General features: G+C 63.0%; 17 protein-coding genes. 6 read left to right on the top strand and 11 right to left on the bottom strand.

What is annotated here, in order from left to right:
• Window positions 1-33 precede the first annotated feature (33 nt).
• Window positions 34-939 carry a TIGR01777 family oxidoreductase gene (locus F0A16_RS16330; RefSeq protein ID WP_149436441.1) on the bottom strand — a complete coding sequence of 302 codons (906 nt, stop codon included), beginning with the start codon at window positions 937-939 and terminating at the stop codon, window positions 34-36.
• A gap of 103 nt (window positions 940-1,042) precedes the next feature.
• Here F0A16_RS16330 and F0A16_RS16325 point away from each other — a divergent pair, with 103 nt between their 5' ends.
• From F0A16_RS16325 to phrB, 3 genes are all read left to right on the top strand, one after another.
• Entirely contained in the window at window positions 1,043-1,243 is a 201-nt protein-coding gene (locus tag F0A16_RS16325; RefSeq protein WP_149436440.1) for a hypothetical protein, read from the top strand.
• A gap of 281 nt (window positions 1,244-1,524) precedes the next feature.
• Window positions 1,525-2,442, top strand: a complete 918-nt coding sequence (locus F0A16_RS16320) for a MerR family transcriptional regulator (protein WP_149436439.1) — start codon at window positions 1,525-1,527, stop codon at window positions 2,440-2,442.
• Between the two features lie 101 nt (window positions 2,443-2,543).
• On the top strand, window positions 2,544-3,980 hold the full coding sequence (gene phrB, locus F0A16_RS16315; protein ID WP_149436438.1) for a deoxyribodipyrimidine photo-lyase: 1,437 nt from the start codon (window positions 2,544-2,546) through the stop codon (window positions 3,978-3,980).
• 57 nt (window positions 3,981-4,037) lie between these two features.
• Here phrB and F0A16_RS16310 read toward each other — a convergent pair whose 3' ends face one another.
• Window positions 4,038-5,873 carry a putative bifunctional diguanylate cyclase/phosphodiesterase gene (locus F0A16_RS16310; RefSeq protein WP_149436437.1) on the bottom strand — a complete coding sequence of 612 codons (1,836 nt, stop codon included), beginning with the start codon at window positions 5,871-5,873 and terminating at the stop codon, window positions 4,038-4,040.
• 232 nt (window positions 5,874-6,105) lie between these two features.
• Here F0A16_RS16310 and fabA point away from each other — a divergent pair, with 232 nt between their 5' ends.
• Entirely contained in the window at window positions 6,106-6,621 is a 516-nt protein-coding gene (gene fabA, locus F0A16_RS16305; protein WP_149436436.1) for a 3-hydroxyacyl-[acyl-carrier-protein] dehydratase FabA, read from the top strand.
• A gap of 13 nt (window positions 6,622-6,634) precedes the next feature.
• Window positions 6,635-7,852, top strand: coding sequence for a beta-ketoacyl-ACP synthase I (fabB, locus tag F0A16_RS16300; RefSeq protein ID WP_149436435.1), 1,218 nt, complete (start codon window positions 6,635-6,637; stop codon window positions 7,850-7,852).
• An 81-nt stretch (window positions 7,853-7,933) separates the two neighbouring features.
• Here fabB and F0A16_RS16295 read toward each other — a convergent pair whose 3' ends face one another.
• Together F0A16_RS16295 and F0A16_RS16290 are read right to left on the bottom strand one after the other, a co-directional pair.
• Window positions 7,934-8,692, bottom strand: a complete 759-nt coding sequence (locus F0A16_RS16295; protein ID WP_149436434.1) for a lysophospholipid acyltransferase family protein — start codon at window positions 8,690-8,692, stop codon at window positions 7,934-7,936.
• Window positions 8,689-9,603, bottom strand: a complete 915-nt coding sequence (locus F0A16_RS16290; RefSeq protein ID WP_149436433.1) for a sugar nucleotide-binding protein — start codon at window positions 9,601-9,603, stop codon at window positions 8,689-8,691. Before F0A16_RS16290 ends, F0A16_RS16295 begins: the two co-directional genes overlap by 4 nt.
• Window positions 9,604-9,798: 195 nt before the next feature.
• Between F0A16_RS16290 and F0A16_RS16285 the strand changes: the two genes are divergently transcribed.
• On the top strand, window positions 9,799-10,680 hold the full coding sequence (locus F0A16_RS16285) for an SMP-30/gluconolactonase/LRE family protein (protein WP_149436432.1): 882 nt from the start codon (window positions 9,799-9,801) through the stop codon (window positions 10,678-10,680).
• Window positions 10,681-10,690: 10 nt separating this feature from the next.
• Here F0A16_RS16285 and F0A16_RS16280 read toward each other — a convergent pair whose 3' ends face one another.
• The 7 genes from F0A16_RS16280 to F0A16_RS16250 all read right to left on the bottom strand — a co-directional run bounded on the left by F0A16_RS16280 (window position 10,691) and on the right by F0A16_RS16250 (window position 18,311).
• Window positions 10,691-12,787, bottom strand: a complete 2,097-nt coding sequence (locus F0A16_RS16280) for an OPT family oligopeptide transporter (protein ID WP_149436431.1) — start codon at window positions 12,785-12,787, stop codon at window positions 10,691-10,693.
• 277 nt (window positions 12,788-13,064) lie between these two features.
• The gene (locus F0A16_RS16275) at window positions 13,065-13,694 is read right to left on the bottom strand and encodes an isochorismatase family protein (RefSeq protein WP_149436430.1); all 630 of its coding nucleotides are present in this window, start codon (window positions 13,692-13,694) and stop codon (window positions 13,065-13,067) included.
• A gap of 45 nt (window positions 13,695-13,739) precedes the next feature.
• A complete protein-coding gene (locus F0A16_RS16270) occupies window positions 13,740-14,771 on the bottom strand; it encodes a 2,5-dihydroxypyridine 5,6-dioxygenase NicX family protein (RefSeq protein WP_149436429.1) in 1,032 nt (343 codons plus the stop codon).
• A 183-nt stretch (window positions 14,772-14,954) separates the two neighbouring features.
• A complete protein-coding gene (locus F0A16_RS16265; protein WP_149436428.1) occupies window positions 14,955-15,761 on the bottom strand; it encodes an alpha/beta fold hydrolase in 807 nt (268 codons plus the stop codon).
• Window positions 15,762-15,770: 9 nt separating this feature from the next.
• A complete protein-coding gene (locus F0A16_RS16260; protein WP_476748631.1) occupies window positions 15,771-16,520 on the bottom strand; it encodes a maleate cis-trans isomerase family protein in 750 nt (249 codons plus the stop codon).
• Between the two features lie 120 nt (window positions 16,521-16,640).
• Window positions 16,641-17,315, bottom strand: coding sequence for a TetR/AcrR family transcriptional regulator (locus F0A16_RS16255; protein ID WP_149436427.1), 675 nt, complete (start codon window positions 17,313-17,315; stop codon window positions 16,641-16,643).
• A gap of 393 nt (window positions 17,316-17,708) precedes the next feature.
• On the bottom strand, window positions 17,709-18,311 hold the full coding sequence (locus F0A16_RS16250) for a single-stranded DNA-binding protein (RefSeq protein WP_149436426.1): 603 nt from the start codon (window positions 18,309-18,311) through the stop codon (window positions 17,709-17,711).
• Window positions 18,312-18,333 lie beyond the last annotated feature (22 nt).

The following is an 18,333-nucleotide window of genomic DNA, read 5'->3' as shown; positions in this document are numbered from 1 at the left end:
GGCCGAAGTTCTCCCATGAAAGCGGTACGCGGGTCAGCGTGAGACGATTGCCGCCAGCGCCTCGTCCAGGGTGGGGTAGCGGAAGGTGAAGCCGGCCTCCTGCAGCCGTTTCGGCCGCATGCGAGCGCCGGTCAGCAGCAGACGGGACATCTCTCCCAGCCCGAGCTTCAGCAGCGGCGCGGGCACACAGAGCGCCGTGGGGCGATGCAGATGACGTCCCATAGCACGAGTGAACTCGGCATTGGTCACCGGATTGGGCGCCGAGCCGTTGAAAGCCCCGCTCAACGAGGATTCCGCGAGCAGGAACTCGATCGCACTGACCAGGTCCTCACGATGGATCCACGGCATGTACTGCCGCCCATCGCCGAGACGACCGCCCAGCCCCAACTTGAACGCCGGCATCAGCTTGGCCAGCGTGCCGCCGCCGGCATCCAGCACCAGCCCGGTGCGCAGGCAGGCGACTCTCACCCCGAACGCTTCGGCCTTGACGGCTTCCGCTTCCCAGGCCCGACACAGCCGATGGGCGAATTCATCGTGCGGCGGCGTCTCCTCGGTCACCTCGCGGTCGCCCTGATCGCCGTAGAATCCCATGGCCGAACCGGAGACGAGCACCCGAGGCGCCCGACCCTGCTGCGCCAGCTGCTCGCAAAGTGCGACGACATCCCGCGTTGCATGACGCCTTGATTCGATCAGTCGTGTCTTCTGCGGATCGCTCCAGCGCCGGTCGGCGATCGGTTCGCCGGCCAGGTTGACGATGGCCTCGGGCGGGGACGACGCGAAATCCGTGGCATCATCGCCAATGCGGACATCATGGGGAAGTCGCCGGCGAGCCCGCTCGGGGTCTCGGGAAATCACCATCACCTCATGGCCGGCCGCCAGGGCCCGCTCGATCAACCGTCGCCCGACGAAGCCCGTGCCGCCAGTGATCAATAAACGCATGCCGTTACTCCCGATCATATCGGTGTTGTACAATATTCACAGGTTAGCACCCCCAACGCCTGCACGCGCCCATCGGTGTCAACCCGAGCTACCCGGGGGCAGCATGACCCAATCGGCCGGCAGTCGATTCCAGCGATGCCCGCTGGGGACTGCCCAAGGCGTCGCCCGGATCGAGACCTTCTCGCTGTTCTCCACGACAAGCGGGGATCCGACATTCGCCGAGGCATCCGCCGCCATGGTCGAGTCCCGACTGCGGGTGCGGCAGGCTGCCATGTATTGCATTGATGTTGTACAAACCACTTGAACCGTACAATATATTCACCCATCCTTGGGCTATCGAGACTACATCCATCGTCTCGTCACGACTCGTCGAAGTCATCGGCTGCGTGGCGACCGTCACCCGACCCAGGTGGGGTGACGGTAACAAAGCGTCAGGGCACTGTCGGCCGAAAATGGTACGGCAGCGACACATGACCGTAGCCGATGTTGTGAACCATTCTAACCCGCAGTGATGACTCGCTACATTGACATGGACCACTCCATTCGACGAGACGGCGCACGCAGAGACCTCATGGGAGGATTTGCATGACTTACAAGGCGATGGATTCCAATGCCGCGCCGCTCTACCCGATTCGTGAAGTATCGCGACTCACGGGAGTCAATTCCGTCACATTACGTGCCTGGGAGCGACGCTACGGCTTGATCCGCCCCCAGCGCACGCCGAAAGGCCACCGCCTCTACGGACGCAATGACATCGAGCGTGTAGAGCGCATCTTGCAATGGCTCAACCGAGGCGTCCCGGTCAGTCAGGTGCGCGAACTGCTCGACCAGCCGGAAACCGCCGAGACTCCCGCGCCCCAGATGGGGGATTGGGCCAGCCAGCGCCAGCACGTGATCCAGGCCGTGGAAGCACTGGACACCGGCCGGCTGGAGGCACTGTTCAATCAAAGCCTGTCGCTCTATCCGGTCGGACTCTGTGTCGCTGAGTTGTGGCAACCGGTCATCTCCCAGTTGGAGGAGCGCTGGGGCGGTCAATTCGGCGCGACGCTTCAACGCCGGGTGCTGGAATCATTCCTGCGTACCCGTATCGGGACCCGGATCTACCACGCCAACCAGCTGAACAACGCGGAGACCGTCCTGGTGGCACGCCTGCCGGATGACAGCAGTGGATTCTGGTCCCTACTGATGGGCCTGACGGCGTCGGCTTCAGGCTATCGAGTCCAGTTGATCGACGGGGAGGTGCCGTTGAGCGAGTTTCCGTTCGCTGTCGAACGCCTCGGCACACAGGCCCTGCTGCTCGCCAGCGGTCATGCTGAGCGCAGCGACGTCATCCGTCGCCAGCTCCCGCGCCTGGCGGAGCAGTGCGAAGCGCCGGTGTGCCTGGTGGGGCCGGTCGCCCGTATTCGCGCCGGCGACTTGGAGAACAGCGCCGTCGCCGTGCTGGGAGAGGACATGAGCCAGGCGTTGAGCCGCATGCGATCGATGATCGACGCAGGTATCTGAGTTCTGCGCCGACCGCGGCGGTGGCCGCATGACGGGCGTGAAGAGCGGCAGCTCACGGTGCAAGGATGCGCCGCCCATTGACCGGCAACAGGGAAGTGCCCATGTCATCCACGCAACTGGTCTGGTTCCGCAACGACCTCAGGACCCTCGATCACTCCGCGTTGAGTGCGGCGGCCAGGAAGGGGCCGGTCGTCGGCATCTTTCTCGCCTGTAGGCGACAATGGCGAAGCCACGGGCACGGAGCCAATAAGATATCGTTCGTGCATCGTGGCGTCGTCGCGCTTCAGGACGAGTTGAAAGCGCTCAATATCCCACTGCTCTATCGCGATATCGATGATTTCGATGCGGCCCCCGGAACACTATTGGAAGCGGCTCGTCGGCACCACGCGCAGGCGCTCCATTTCAATCGCGAGTATCCCCTCGACGAACAAAGGCGTGACGAATTGGTGGCCGACGAGTTCACGCGCGCGGGTCTCGCCGTCTTCGACTACACCGATCACATCGCCTTCGAGCCGGGCGAATTGCTGACAGGACAGGACGAGTACTACAAGGTCTTCACGCCGTTCTCCAGAGCCTGGCACCAGCGCGTGGGCGCGGATCAACTGGCGTTGCGTGAAACGCCCCGGTGTCAGGCCAAGCTGGAAATCTCGAGTGATCGGATTCCGGCATTGACGCGGCAGGACCTTTCCGACGTCGTTTCCCCCGCACCGTCCAAAACCAAGGATCGCCCCTGGCCGGCGGGTCAGGAAGCCGCCGCCGATCGGCTGGCCACTTTTCTTCAGCAGCGGGCGCGTCGCTACGCTGACGATCGCGACTTCCCTGCCATCGACGGCACTAGTGGACTCTCCGCCTATCTCTCCACCGGAATGATCTCTCACCGCCAGTGCCTGCAAGCGGTGATGGCCAATAACGGCGGTCATCTGGCCGATGGCGGTGCCGGCCTGGCGAGCTGGACCAGCGAACTGATCTGGCGCGAGTTCTATCAGCATATCGCCGTCGGTTTTCCCCGTGTCTGCCGTCACCGTCCTTTCAAGCTCGAAACCGACAAGTTGAACTGGCGCTACAGCGACAAGGACTTCAAGGCGTGGTGCGAAGGTCGTACCGGCTTCCCGCTGGTCGATGCCGCGATGCGTCAACTGGTCGCCACCGGCTGGATGCACAACCGACTACGCATGGTGACGGCGATGTTCCTGAGCAAGCACCTGCTGCTCGACTGGCGCCGTGGCGAGGCCTTCTTCATGCAACATCTGGTGGATGGCGACTTCGCCTCCAACAACGGCGGCTGGCAGTGGGCCGCATCGACCGGTACCGATGCCTCGCCCTATTTCCGTATCTTCAACCCGACGACGCAATCCCGGCGTTTCGACCCGGACGCGACGTTCATCGCCCATTGGTTGCCGGAGCTGGCCGATCTGCCGGCCACAGCCCGCCATGAACCCAGCGCAGAAGAGCGCCACAAGACAGACTATCCGCAGGCGATCGTCGATCACAAGCGCGCCAGAGAGCGTGCCCTGGAGGCATTCAAGAGCTTGAGTTGATGCAGGACCTCATCAAAGAAACCGCTCGTCGATGGGCCTGGTTCAGACATAGACGCTTCAGGAGTAGACGCTAGAGCGCGATTGGCGCAGCCGCGTTTCAACCTCGTCGGCAGGCTGTGGCCGCGCATAGAGATATCCCTGAACGTGGCGACACCCTCTCGCCAACAAGAAGTCGCGCTGTTCGGCGGTCTCTACCCCCTCCGCGATGACATCCAGGTTCAGCCCCTGCGCCATCGCCAGCACCGCCGAGGAGATCGCCGCATCGGCATGGTCGTGCGGCAGCGCACGAATGAATTCCCGGTCGAGCTTGAGCTTGTCGACCGGCAGACGCTTGAGGTAAGCCATCGACGAGTAGCCGGTCCCGAAATCGTCTATGGCAATTTGCAGTCCTTCACGCCGCAGCGCTTCCAGCCGCGGTGAAATGTCGCCAGCGCGCTCGTCGAGAAGCACCGACTCGGTCAGCTCGAGGCCAAGCAATCGCGCCGGCACTCGATATTGGTTCAGAGTGGAGATCAAATGGGACTCGAGGTCGCCCTGGATCAGTTGCAGCGCCGACAGATTGACCCAAACGGGCAGCACATTCAGCCCCTGGCTTCGCCAGGTCGCCAGTTGGGCCACCGCCTGGTCGATGACCCAACTGCCCAGCGCAGGCATCAGCCCGTGGCGTTCGGCCAGCGGAATGAACTCGCTGGGCAGGATCAGGCCGTGCTCGGGGTGGTGCCAGCGCAGCAACGCCTCCATCCCCACCAGTCCGCCATCGTCGAGACGATGCTGGGTCTGGTAGTAGAGGTCCAATTGCGATCCTTGGGCCAGGGCCTGGCGCAGTTCGTTGAGGATAGTCAGATGGCGGTCCGACTCGACTTCCAGAGAGGGACGGAATCGTCGGTCGTGATTGCGCCCATGCCGCTTGGCGCTGTAGAGGGCGGACTCTAGCCGCTGGAATAGGACGTTGGGATCGGCGCCATCCTCCGGCGCGCGACAGCTGCCGATGGTCAATCCCAGGTGCAGCGAGCTCTCGTCGATCTCGAAGGGTTCGCTCAAGTGATGACGTAGGCTGGCAACCCACTTCTCGTGATCGTCAAAGGTAGTGGTGCGAATGACCATGAATTCATCACCGCCCAGTCGCCCGACGATACCTCCGGCCACCTGCGCGGCCAGACGTTGGCCGAAGCGCGACAGCAGGCGATCCCCGCTATCGACGCCGAGACTGTCGTTGATCGCCTTGAAGGCGTCGATATCGATCAGCGCCAGGTCCAGGCCTTCCCCCGCACGTAAATGTCGCAGGCGAGACGCCAGTAGATCATGCAGCCGCCGCCGGTTGGGCAGCCCGGTCAGGGGGTCTTCGAAGCCGATGCGCCGCAGGTCCTGCTCGCGTGCCTTGTGCCGGCTGATATCGGTAAACAACCCCACGTAATGGGACACTCGTCCTTTGCGATCATGGCAAGCCTGGACCCGCAACCACTCGGGGTACTGGTCGCCATGCTTGCGCTGGTTCCAGACCTCGCCCTCCCAGCGACCGGTGGTCTGCAACGTCTGCCAATAGCGGTCGTAGAAGGCCTTGTCGTGGCGCCCCGAGGAGAGGGAAGAGGGGTTGAGCCCGCGAACCTCCTCGGGGGTATAACCCGTGATCTGAGTAAAGGCGGGGTTGACGGTCACGATTCGGTTGGCGGTATCGGTAATCATCACGCCGTCCGGCGAAAGCTCGAGGGCCTGCTCGCTGAGGCGGCGGCGTTGATGCTCCAGTCGAATCTGGCGCCAGACATCGGCGACCCCGACGACGACCAGGGCCAACGCCACCAACCGTAGCGTCAGCAACGGCAATACGCCAGCGGCAGCCAGTGCCGCTAGGCCCAACCAGGTCAGCGGTCGATTCAGCGTGAAGGAAGGCCACATAGGATGTCGTTTGTCGTCGTTATGGTTTGCCTGGCGGCTCTCGGATAGACTCTGTTCCCGTTCCGCATCATGCCCCGGCGACGTTCGCCAGGGCAAGCGTCGCACCGCCCGTTGCGCCGTGGTTCGCTCAAGACTAGGCTTTGGCCGGCGTGCATTCGGCGTCCGCAGCCATTAGACTGGCCGCGCCTCGGGACGACGAGGCAAACTCTTCTTCGATTCTCGGAACGATCCAGTGACCAGACAGCACTCTTTCAGCCAAGACGATCTGCTGAAATGCAGCCGGGGGGAACTGTTCGGCCCCGGTAATGCCCAACTGCCAGCACCCAACATGCTGATGCTCGACCGCATCACGCAGATCAACGAGGATGGCGGCAAATACCATAAGGGCGAGATCATCGCCGAGCTGGATATCCACCCTGACCTGTGGTTCTTCCAGTGCCATTTCCCGGGCGATCCGGTGATGCCCGGCTGCCTCGGCCTGGACGCCATGTGGCAACTGGTGGGTTTTCATCTCGGCTGGCTGGGGAATCCCGGTCGCGGCCGGGCATTGGGCTGTGGCGAAGTCAAGTTCTCCGGACAGATCCTGCCGAGCGCTGGCCAGGTTTCGTATCATATCGAGATCAAGCGCGTGATCACGCGTCGCCTGGTGCTGGGCATCGCCGACGGCACACTGTCGGTCGACGGTCAGGATATCTACCAGGCCAAGGACTTGCGCGTCGGTCTGTTCACTAACACTGAGAAATTCTGAGCGGGAGGCTTCCATGAAACGAGTGGTAGTCACCGGCCTGGGTATCGTTTCCTGTCTGGGCAACGACGCCCAACAGGTGCTCGACTCTCTGCGCCAGGGGCGTTCCGGCATACGTTTCAAGCCGGAATATGCCGAACTCGGCTTTCGTAGCCAGGTCGCCGGTGTCGTCGACATCGACATCGAATCTCTCGTCGATCGCAAGCAACTGCGCTTCATGGGGGATGCGGCAGCCTACGCCTACATCGCCATGCAGCAGGCGATCGATGACGCAGGACTCGAAGCCGGCGACATCTCCAATCCTCGCACCGGCCTGATCGCCGGCTCCGGGGGCGCGTCCAGTGCCAATCAGGTCGAAGCAGCCGATGTGATGCGGGAAAAGGGCCTGCGTCGCGTCGGCCCCTATCGGGTCACCCGGACCATGGGCAGCACGGTTTCTGCCTGTCTGGCGACACCGTTCCAGATCAAGGGCATCAACTACTCCATCTCCTCGGCCTGCGCCACCTCGGCCCACTGTATCGGCAGCGCCGTCGAGCAGATCCAGCTCGGCAAGCAGGACGTCGTGTTCGCTGGCGGCGGTGAAGAGGAGCACTGGACGCTGTCGTGCCTGTTCGATGCCATGGGCGCGCTGACCACGCACTACAATGACACGCCGGAGAAGGCCTCGCGCCCCTACGACGTGGACCGTGACGGCTTCATCATTGCCGGCGGTGGCGGCATGCTGGTGATCGAGGAACTCGAACACGCCAAGGCCCGCGGCGCCAAGATCTACGCCGAGATCACCGGCTACGGCGCGACGTCCGACGGTCACGACATGGTCGCCCCCTCCGGCGAAGGCGCGGCACGCTGCATGCGTCAAGCGCTTGCCGGGCTGGAAGGCAAGGTCGACTACGTCAACACCCACGGTACCTCGACGCCGGTGGGCGATGTCGCCGAGCTCAAGGCAATCCGTGCGGTCTTCGGCGACAGTACGCCGGCGATGAGCTCGACCAAGTCGCTGACCGGCCATTCGCTGGGCGCGACCGGCGTTCAGGAAGCGATCTACTCGCTGCTGATGATGGAGAACCGCTTCATCTGTGCGTCGGCCAACATCGACACGCTCGACGAGCAGGCCTGCGGTTTCGATATCGTTCGCCAGCGCCGCGACGACGTCGATGTCAGGCGGGTGCTCTCCAACAGCTTCGGCTTCGGCGGCACCAACGCCTGCCTGGTTCTGGATCGCTTCGAGAGCTGATCGCCGGTACGCCAGCCGTCAATGTGAAAGGCGCCCCGCGGGGCGCCTTTTTCCATGCCGGTATTCATCCATTCCCGCGTCTCAGGACGGCAGCTCCGCGGGTGCGGCCCTATCCGGCGACGCGGGGCGCGGTACCTCGGAAATCTCATTCAAGGTGCCCTCGATCCATGCCTCCATCTCGGCCATCACCTCTTCGGGTTTACGACCCACCGTCTCGATCGGCTCCCCCACCACCACATTGAGCACCCCCGGCTGCTTGACCCAGTGCCGCCCCCACCGTTCGCCGGCATTGTGAGCCACCGGCAGCACCGGCACGCCGGTGCGGCAGGCGATGACCGCGCCGCTCTTGTTGAAACGGCGCCGCTGCCCTGGCGGCACGCGGGTTCCTTCGGGGAAGATCAGCACCGACAACCCCTCTTCCAGACGCTGCTTGCCGTGGGAAAGCACCTGACGCATGGCGGCCGATGGCTTCGACCGATCCAGCGGGATCGGTCGCAGCAGTCGCACCCCCCAGCCGAACAGCGGGATGTTGAGCAGCTCTTTCTTGAGCACGGTGCAGATCGGCGTCTTGAGCAGCTGCAGGTAGACGGTTTCCCACTCGCTCTGGTGGTTGGCCAGCACCACACAGGGGCCCTCTGGTACCCGCTCACGCCCTGTCACGTGATAACGGATGCCACAGGTGACGGAGAGCCAGCCAACGATAAAACGGTTGTGCCAGTTGAACAGCCGAAAGCGCGAGTGCATCGGCAAGGCAAAACCCACCGGCAACATCAGTAACCCCGAGACCAGGATCGCCAGAAAGTAACCAATATAGAAGATAATGCTACGAAAGACGTTCATGTACCGGCCGCTTCCTCTCTGCTGCGACGTTGATCGCCATTATCGACCTCATCGTGATCGGGATAGCGCTCCTGACACCACGCATCCAGCATCAATCCGAGTTCCAGGCGCCAGGACTTCTGATGGATACCGAAGACATCGAGCAGCCGACGACAATTGAGCACGCGTCGCAGCGGCGTGTCGTGGTGCTGGTCGAGTCCTTCCAACCTTCCCAGCGTCGGCGACTCTCCCACTCCCGCCAGCCGTGTCTCCAGCTGTGTCCGCACCACGGAGCAGAAGGTGAAGACGCTGACGGGCTCCGTGCCGCAGAGGTGATAGGTGCCCCAGGCGCTGGCGCCGCTCTCGATCTGTAACAACACCCCCGTCAGCGCGCGCGCCACGGCCATGACGGATGTCGGGCACACTACCAAGTCCCTGGCCGCCCTGACCGATTCGCCGCGCATCAGCGAGTCGATCAGTTCGCTCAACCAGGCATCGTCGCCCTCGCGTCCGAACAGCGGCCCCAGGCGCCATATCAGATGCCGGGGATGACGGCGCACGAGTTCGCCAACGGCGACCAGTCGGCGCATCGCCTCGTCCCGCGGCCGGGGCAGGACATCCTCGTCGATGGGAGCGTCTGCTCCATCCTCGTACAGCGCGTCGGAGACGCACCAGACCAGCGGGATCTGCCGTGCCCGGCACGACTCGAGCAACGCCTCCACCCGGTCGGCGTGGGCGTAGACCACCGCCGGCTCGCAGCGCCCCGGATCCGCCAGCGGGGGCACGATCACGGCATCGGGTTCGACCATGGCCAACGCCTCGGCATCCGCCACGTCCGGCAACGAGACATATTCGATATCGCCACGTTGCATGGAGATAGCGTGCAACGCCCGGCTCAGGCAGTGCTCCGCCTGCAACACCAAACACTTCACGATGGCACCTCGGAACGCCTCATCGCTCTGGAATCCTTACTTTTCTGAGAACTACACTTCCCTGGTCGGTCTAGGCACTATGATGAAAGATACGTACCCGCATAAGACTCGATGGCGGGTAAAGTACCGATAGTGGCAGACATCGATACTCGCAGGAACTGCTCGACCATTCGCTAACCCATTGAGAGAGTCAACATGGACAAGGATGTCGCCGTAGCCTGGGAAATTGGCGCCGAACTCGGCGAGGGCCCCATCTGGTCCGGCACCCTTCACGCCTTGGTGTTCGTCGATATTCGACGGGCCAGGCTACACGTCTATCACCCCGAAGACGGCGCGCATCGAAGCTGGGATCTCGAAGAAGCGTGTTGCTGGCTGCTACCTCGAGAAGGGGGCGGTTTCGTTGCCGGCCTGCGCTCCGGGGTCGTAGAGCTCGAACTCGACGAGCAGGGCCCCCGCATCGGCAAGCGTCTGACGCCGATCGAGTGGCTCCCGGCAGGCGACCGCCTCAACGACGCCGGAAGCGACACGCGCGGCCGGCTCTGGTTCGGTTCCATGGACGACGCCGAAAACGAGGCGCGCGGCCATCTGTTTCGCCTCGACAGCCGTGGCGTCATCCGGATGGACAGTGAATATCACGTCACCAACGGCCCCGCCATCAGCCCGGACGGCGACACACTCTACCATAACGACAGCCCGCGCCAGACCGTGTTTGCCTTCGATCTCGACGATGACGGCGAACTGTCGAATCGTCGCGAGCACATACGACTCGCCCCCGGCGCAGGCTACCCGGACGGCATGACCTGTGATCGCGAAGGCGGGCTGTGGATCGCACTGTGGGACGGCGGTCGTACCGCCCGGTTCCACGCCGATGGCTCGCTGGACCGGGAGATCGCCCTGCCCGTCTCCCGCCCCACCTCCTGCATCTTCGGCGGCGACGCACTGGACCGGCTGTTCGTCACCTCGGCGGCCACCGGCTGCCATGACGAGCCGCTGGCCGGTGCGCTGTTCGAGATTGCCGTCGAGACCGGTGGCATCGCCACCACGGCGGTGATCATGCCAAACGACTCGACGCTGTAGCACGCCGGGGTCACCTGGCCACGGGCGCCGCCAGCACGCGGCGGTAGAAACCGAGGCAGATGACGACGAACACCGCCAGCCCCAGCCACTGGGCGATAGCGGCGAAATCATCCCCGACCAGCGCCAACGGCGCCGGCGCCCCGCTCAGGCCGATGATGCCAGCCAGCAGCACGCCGACCAGGCTCTCGCCGACGATCAGCCCAGAGGCGAGCAGCACGCCACGGCGGCGCGGCCGCTCAGAAGCGCGTTCGACATCATCGCCCCGCGCCAGGGCGCGGGCACGGAGCCGGCGATCGATCAGCCAACCCAGCACGGCGCCGATCACCAGCGGCATGTTGATGCTCGGGGGTAGATAGATGCCGATACCCACCGCCAGCACCGGCAACCGCGCCTTGCCTCCTCGCTTGCGCAGCAGCCCATCGACGCCGATCAGCACGGCGCCGATCCCCAGACCGATGACGATCATCGTCCATTCGAGATCGTGGGAGAATACGCCACGCACGATGGCGGTCATCAGCGAGGCCTGGGGCGCCCCCAGCGCCTGGCCGGGGTCCATCCCCTCCCGTGGCATCGCCCCGGCAAAGCCATAGGCGTTGTAGAGCAGCGAAAGCACCGGCGGGATGACCAGCGACCCAACCACGCAACCGATGATCAGCGCCACCTGCTGACGCCACGGCGTGGCACCGACCAGATAGCCGGTCTTGAGATCCTGCAGGTTGTCGTTGGAGATCGCCGCGACGGCGAGAATGACAGAGGTCACGAACAGTGCCAGCGCCGTCGGCAGCATGCGCGCCACCGCCGGATCCAGCGAATCGAACGCATCGCTGATGGCGGTGAAACCCAGCAGCAGCAGCGACACCAGAATGACCGCCACGATGCCGATGCCCGAAATCGGGCTGCTGGAGGAACCGACCAGCCCGGCCATGTAGCCGCAGGCGGCGGCGATCAGGAAACCGAACACGCCGGCGAACAGCACGCTGCCCAGGGTCAGCGTCCAGAATGCGGCGCCGGCCAGCTGCGGTGCCGCGCCGTGAAGGAAGATCGCGAAAACCACGGTCAGCAGCACCAGCAGCGCCCCGGTCAACGTCAGGATGATGCCCGCCGGCAGGTCGCGCTCGGTCCGCACCTGATCGCGGAACGCGCCCTGGTCGCCGCGCATCGCGCCCAATGACGTGCGAATGCCGATCAGCATCGGCTTGAACAGCGTCGCCAGCGTCCAGACCGCCGCGACCCCGATGGTGCCAGCGCCGATGAAGCGGACCTTGTCGGACCACAGCACCATGCCGGCATCGGCCAGCGACTGTCCTGCCTCCGGCGGGGTGATGCTGGTCAGCCAGGGGACCGCAATGCCCCAGGCGATTAGCGTCCCGATCAGCATCGCCATCCCACCCACGATACCAACCAGATAGCCGGCGCCGACCAGTGCCAGCGAAAACCCGGTCGAGAGCTGGAAAGCCGCGCGCCCGGCCGAGAACCACACGCTGACGCTGTCCGCCAGCACCCGCAGACCGCCGCTGGCGATGGAGAAGCCGGCAGCGACGACACCGCCCAGCAGGATCTCCCTGGCACCGGGCTCGCCCGTGGCTGTGTCGGCATCCTTGTCGCCAGGCTGGCCATCGTTGGCATCGCGGGCCGCATCCGGCGTGGTCGAACCGCGGCTGCCGACCTCGAGAATCTCCGCCGCCGCGATCCCTTCCGGATAGGGAAGATCGCTCTGTACCACCATCACCCGACGCAGCGGGATCGTGTAAAGCACGCCGAGGATGCCGCCGATGGCGCAGATCGCCGTGGTCTGCCAGAACGGGAAGCCCTGCCAGTAACCGATCATCAGCAGCCCCGGCAACACGAAGATGATCGCGGAGAGCGTTCCCGCCGCAGAAGCCTGGGTCTGAACCATGTTGTTTTCGAGCTTGTTGGCCCCCGCCACGCGTCGCAGCACGGCCATGGAGATGACCGCGGCAGGAATCGCCGAGGCAAAGGTCAACCCGACCTTGAGCCCTAGATATACGTTGGAAGCCGTGAACAACAGCGTGATGACGGTACCTAGAATGACGCCTCGCAGCGTCAGCTCGGGCAGGCGAGCCCCATCGGGAATACGTTGCGACATGCAGGGACACTCTTGAAATGAGAGATGTGGCAAAAAACACAGCGCCTCCACCGGCAACGGTGAAGGCGCGATGACGGCACATCGAGCATAACGATGCACCCGAAATCGTTAGATGGCTATCGGTATTGTTATTTTAGAATCTCCCGCACCGAGCGTCGAGCCATCAACGTTATGAGTGATCGGTCAATTCATTCAAATCGTCCGTGTTCTCTAGTCGATGGTTTGTCCGGTTGTCAGCCAACTCATGGCGAACTCTTCTGATCCACGCCAGTCTGTGTCATGGGTCAGCCAACGTCAGCAGCCAGGCGTGGATATCGTCGGCATCCGTCACATCGGCATATTTCTGGTGCATGTCATAAAGGTTGGCCTGGTGCGGCGCAGAGGCCCGGTCGGCGCAACAATCGCGAGGCACCAGCACGTTGAAGCCTGACTGCACAGCGTCGACCACGGTGGCGCGCACGCAACCCGAGGTCGTGGCACCGGTGACGACCAGGGTATCCACCAGGGAGCCGCTCAACATCGCGGCCAGCGAGGTGCCGAAGAATGCCGAGGCCCCCTTCTTGGTGACGATGGCGTCATACGACTGGATGCCGGTCGCGGCGTCGATTTCAACCAGACGAGACCCTGCCAGCAGCGCCGCCATACCGCTGGCCTTCTTCAGCCAGGGGAGCATGTCCAGCTCGCCCGGATGGTAGGCGATGGTGGTATAGATCACCGGAAAACCCGCTGCCCGGGCGACGTCGGTCAAACGCCGGGTTGCCGCGATCTGGCTGTGCATATCGGCGGCGGTGGGATATTGGGTATCGGTGAAGCCATAGCTGAAATCGACCACGACGATGGCCGGACGGCTGCCGCGCGGTACCGCGCGGCCAAAACCGGCCTGATCATAGACCGTCTGTTGGGACATTGTTGTTCCTATAAGCCAAGCGGCCCTGGGTGGGCCGCTGCAGTGTCAATCACATTGCATCTGAATCTCTTTGACGACGATATCGCCGTCGATCACGATCGGCTTGTCGTCGAGGAACAACGAGCAGCCGCGCATCGGAATATCGAGGTGGCAAGCGGTGTCGTTGGGGCCGCCGAGTTCGTTGTTCGGCCCGGTCGAGAACATCACATTGCCGTAGAAACTGCGCGGCTCCATGCCCATACCACCAGGAAATTCACCCGGCGTCATGCCGTGCCATTTGGCCTGCGGATTCATGCCCCAACCAACATGGCTCATGCCCATGCCGCGAGGATCGTTGAAAGCCGCCATGTAGGATTTCACCAGTTCGGCATCGAGTCCGCCACGGATGTCGGTGATCCAGCCCTTCTCGATGGTGTAGGTGATCGGCTCGCGCACGTACATGTTCTGCGGCAACAGGACATCGCCCGGCGCCACCACGATCCGGCCATCCACACCGTCGTCGTCGCCGCCAGTGAAGACGAAGCCCGAGGGCCAGTGGTCCCAGCGTCCTGGCGTATCGGTGCAGGCGTATTCAGCGACGGTGGGATAAGTGTTGAGCTGGTAGGTCACGTCGGTGCCATGTGGCGAAGTGATGCGCATGACCTTGGCTTTCGACAGCATCTCGGCGGCGATCTCGACCTTTTCGCGCAGCTCGGGATACGGCAGCATCCGCGCCAACAGCTCGGGCGGCTCCACCGCGGTCAAAATCCGCGTACCTGCGGCCTGGATCGCGAACTGCTCCGGCGAGAACAGCAGAAAGACACAGTCGATCAGCATGTCGCACTGCTTCAGCGCTTCGACCGCCTCGGGCAACGCCGCCAGCCCGGTGACACCGACATTCCAGCTGCCGGTGGGCAACGGCGCTGGCAGGCGCATGTGGTACATGTTGGCGCCCAATCGTTGCCCCGCTGCCATGAAGGCATCAGCGTAATCGAGGCGTTCGTTTCCCTGCGTCAGCACCACGAGCTTCTCGCCCTCGTGTACACCGGACATTGTCAACTGATGCAGGCAGATCTCGGTAAAGCTTGCTTGATCCATCGGTCGATCCTCTTTGTTCTTGGTCAAATGCCAATGACTCACAGGGCTTCTAGGGAAGCGCTGATTTATGTAGCGAGCGAAGAGAGGTTGGTCGCCGCCGGAGCGCAAAAACCGGAGTTTACGCGGTGTTAAATGAGGATTTTGAGCACCGCCGGCAATCAAGATATCGAGCGCAGCAATAAATCAGTGTTTCTCCAGATCCATGACCGCGCCGAGGAAACCTTCGAGGTCATCCCAAGGGATCATGTGGCCGGCACCTTCGACGGTGCGCACCTCGGTCTGCGGTGCCAGCGCCTGGATTTCTGCTACATCGTCGTCTTCGATCACCGGGGCGCCGCCGGCCACGACCAGGCGGATCGGCAACGTGATCTCAGCCAGATCGACATGAATGTCGTCGCTGTGGAAACCGTCGTAGGCGGTACGAATCGCATCGAGCTGACAGGTGTGCAGCCACTCGGCGCGCAGCGCGTTCTGTTCGTCGCTCCAGGTGGGACAGAACTGGCGCATCTGTTCGCCCGAACAGCCCTTCTCGGCCAGCCGGATCGAATCCTCGTACCAGTTCCAGGGCGAGGGATAGGCACGCCGGCCCGGCCCCGACACCGGCGGGTCGACCAACACTATCTGGCCGATCGGCGCGGTATTCATTCGCGCCGCCCGGATCGCGGTGCGTGCGCCCATCGAGTGCCCCAACACGACCGGCGATTCGAGCCCGGCCGCCGCGATTACCGCCAGCACATCGGCAGCCATCGCATCGAGCGAATAGTCCAGTTCACCGGCCTGGCTCAAGCCCCGGCCGCGCACGTCGAGCACGTGCACGTCGAAGCGCTCGGCCAGCCGCTCGGCAACGAAGCCCCAGGTGATGGCGGGCGAGGTGATGCCGGGAATCAGCACCATCTGCTCCCCCGGGCCGGGATAGTGGATCAGATGCTGACGAATGCCGTTGGCGTGCACGTTATAACCGGTTTCATTGACCTTGTTGTCTATCGTCATGATGTGTCCTCAATAAGCGCCTGACAGGAGGGTGCCGCCACCGGGCACCCGCGTTTCGACATCGAGTGCCTTGAGCATCTGCCAAGTGGTGGCGATCGCCGCGGTCACCACCGGTTTGCCGGTGCGAGCCTCGACCATCGGTACCGCGGGGAGCGACGGCATCTGCACGCAGGCCGACAGCACCACCGCATCGACGTTGTCGGTGTTCATCCCGGCGACGATATCCGGCAGGTTCATCGGATCATGTGCGGCCACCGCCAGGTTGTCCTGGATCTCCAGCGCGCGGTAGTCGGAAACCTCGAACCCTTCGTGACGAATATAGTCGACGACCATCTCGGTCAGCGGCTTCATGTAGGGTGCGACCACTGCCACCCTCTTGGCGCCCATCGCCCGCAACCCTTCGATCAGCGCCCCGGCCGAGGTCACCACCGGCGTCGACGCGCCGTTGTCCGCCGCCACCTGCTGCAAGCGCGGACCCGAAACGCAGTGGTAGCCGTGGCCCATCGACATGATGGCGACGAGACAGGCGTAGCCCATGACATCGACACGGGCATCGGAAAGTTCCAGCGCGCAGCGGTCGCTGTCAGCATCCATTGCCGCCAGCTCCTCCTTGGTGACGTGCTTCATGCGCATGCGCGAAGAGTGGAAGGTGAAGCGTTCCTCGCCCACGCTTTCACGAGCTCGTAGCAATGCGGGAATCTCAGTCTCCATGGTGACGTTGGAACTGGGCACGATCTGCCCGACCCGGAAGTGCTTCATGTTGTTGTCCTCAAGCGGTAAGCTCTCTCGAGAATAAATTATAATTTTGTATAATTACAACTCGAGTCACTCGCCAGTCCGACGCTATCCAAAACCTATTGGCCGCTTAAGCGAGACCTGTCAGGACACCGGTGCCGCTAGCCCAGCCGCCAGGAAGCGCACCAGTTGACCGAGCATCTCATCCTGCGCGATGTCACCGATCTGGCCATCCGTCAGATCGTTCAATCGCCCCAGGTCATTGAGCATGAACAGATAAGTACCGACGAGGAATGCCATACGCATGCTAATGGTCTCCCGAGGAATCTCGGGCAGTGCATCGGAGAGTACCTGGATATATCGCTTGACCGAAGCATCGTAGACCTCGCTGCGCAAACGCAGCGCATGCGCTTCGGGCTCGGCATGCAAGCGCGCTTGAAGGCGCACGAAAGCGGCGCCGTTGGGGCCGCTCTGTTTCATGTCCCACTGCGGTTGCAGGTAGGCACGGATGATCTGAGAAACACTGGGCGGATCGGGAAGCGCCAGCAGTCTATCCAGCTGCACATGGCGCGCGCCGGAGATATCGCTGCCACGCCGTCGCAGTACTTCATCGAACAGTTCCTGCTTCGAGCCGAAATAGTAGCGAATCAGGGCCTGGTTGACACCGGCGAGCATGGCGATGTCTCGAACACGGGTGCCTGCAAAGCCGTGTTCGGCAAAGGCAAGCTCAGCCTCGTCGAGAATGACATAACGTAGATCCTCGCCCTCTTTCGGGCGACCCGGTTTGCGCGGCACTGTCCGATGATTGGTTTGCGACATGACCCCTGCACTATTGAACACATCGTGGAGTGCGAGCGAACGACTCGATGCGGGATGAGTTTTGGCTCGATGGTTGTATCAGCCGTCCTCGAGAAGCCCTATATTACTCAAAACGATAATTAAAGCTTACCGATGAACCTGCACCTCACAATACGACGGTCATATCCTGTTCATCGCCAGGGAAATGGATGATCACGCTTCCTGCCACCAGGCGCGACGTCGAACACGGCATTGGCAGCCTGCCATTACGAGCCTGTTTTGCCCAAAGTTTATCGGTACGGCGGTGGGAAGCCTGAAGGGTATCGATGGCCTAATCGCGGCATCTGGTCGATAACGACGGACCCCCTACCAACACGGGGCTCCGTCGGGTGTATCTATACTCAGGCGCATCCGTCAGAACGGAATTTCGTCATCGAAATCATCGAAACTGCCAGGATTCGGCGCACCGTAGTTCGGATTCTGGTTCGGTTGTGGGGCCGGCTGTCCCTGCTGCGGCGGACGTTGGCCCTGAGGCGGACGCTGCTGCTGCGGCTGTTGCGGCTGTTGCGGGTTGCCACCGTAACCGCCCTGCTGCGGCTGCTGATCGTAGCCGCCATCCTGCGGCGCTCCGCCATACTGGCCCTGTGGCTGGGCGTAATCCCCGCCACCCTGGCCGCCGCCACGAGAGTCCAGCATCTGCATGTCGTTGCCGATGATCTCGGTGGAGTAACGATCCTGACCATCCTGCCCCTGCCACTTGCGGGTCTGCAGGCGTCCTTCGATATAGATCCGCGAGCCTTTCTTGACGTACTGCTGGGCGATTTCCGCTAGCTTGTTGAACAGCACCACGCTGTGCCATTCCGTGCGCTCCTGGCGCTGGCCGCTCTGGCGATCGGTCCAGCTATCGGTAGTCGCGATGCGCAGGTTGCACACCGGATTCCCCGAGGGCAGGAAGCGCACTTCCGGATCCTGTCCCAGGTTGCCGATCAGGATGACTTTGTTCACACCTCGGGCCATCGTTGTCTCCTCGCATTCCTGC

It is taken from the genome of Salinicola corii, from assembly GCF_008298015.1.
GTDB classification, from domain to species: domain Bacteria; phylum Pseudomonadota; class Gammaproteobacteria; order Pseudomonadales; family Halomonadaceae; genus Salinicola; species Salinicola corii.
This window is presented reverse-complemented; position numbering and strand designations above follow the sequence as displayed.

Excerpts from the sequence above, each read along its gene's own strand:
- F0A16_RS16330 (WP_149436441.1), bottom strand. The coding sequence starts at position 939 with ATGCGTTTATTGATCACTGGCGGCACGGGCTTCGTCGGGCGACGGTTG.
- F0A16_RS16325 (WP_149436440.1), top strand. The coding sequence starts at position 1,043 with ATGACCCAATCGGCCGGCAGTCGATTCCAGCGATGCCCGCTGGGGACT.
- F0A16_RS16320 (WP_149436439.1), top strand. The coding sequence starts at position 1,525 with ATGACTTACAAGGCGATGGATTCCAATGCCGCGCCGCTCTACCCGATT.
- phrB (WP_149436438.1), top strand. The coding sequence starts at position 2,544 with ATGTCATCCACGCAACTGGTCTGGTTCCGCAACGACCTCAGGACCCTC.
- F0A16_RS16310 (WP_149436437.1), bottom strand. The coding sequence starts at position 5,873 with ATGTGGCCTTCCTTCACGCTGAATCGACCGCTGACCTGGTTGGGCCTA.
- fabB (WP_149436435.1), top strand. The coding sequence starts at position 6,635 with ATGAAACGAGTGGTAGTCACCGGCCTGGGTATCGTTTCCTGTCTGGGC.
- F0A16_RS16295 (WP_149436434.1), bottom strand. The coding sequence starts at position 8,692 with ATGAACGTCTTTCGTAGCATTATCTTCTATATTGGTTACTTTCTGGCG.
- F0A16_RS16285 (WP_149436432.1), top strand. The coding sequence starts at position 9,799 with ATGGACAAGGATGTCGCCGTAGCCTGGGAAATTGGCGCCGAACTCGGC.
- F0A16_RS16280 (WP_149436431.1), bottom strand. The coding sequence starts at position 12,787 with ATGTCGCAACGTATTCCCGATGGGGCTCGCCTGCCCGAGCTGACGCTG.
- F0A16_RS16275 (WP_149436430.1), bottom strand. The coding sequence starts at position 13,694 with ATGTCCCAACAGACGGTCTATGATCAGGCCGGTTTTGGCCGCGCGGTA.
- F0A16_RS16270 (WP_149436429.1), bottom strand. The coding sequence starts at position 14,771 with ATGGATCAAGCAAGCTTTACCGAGATCTGCCTGCATCAGTTGACAATG.
- F0A16_RS16265 (WP_149436428.1), bottom strand. The coding sequence starts at position 15,761 with ATGACGATAGACAACAAGGTCAATGAAACCGGTTATAACGTGCACGCC.
- F0A16_RS16260 (WP_476748631.1), bottom strand. The coding sequence starts at position 16,520 with ATGAAGCACTTCCGGGTCGGGCAGATCGTGCCCAGTTCCAACGTCACC.
- F0A16_RS16255 (WP_149436427.1), bottom strand. The coding sequence starts at position 17,315 with ATGTCGCAAACCAATCATCGGACAGTGCCGCGCAAACCGGGTCGCCCG.
- F0A16_RS16250 (WP_149436426.1), bottom strand. The coding sequence starts at position 18,311 with ATGGCCCGAGGTGTGAACAAAGTCATCCTGATCGGCAACCTGGGACAG.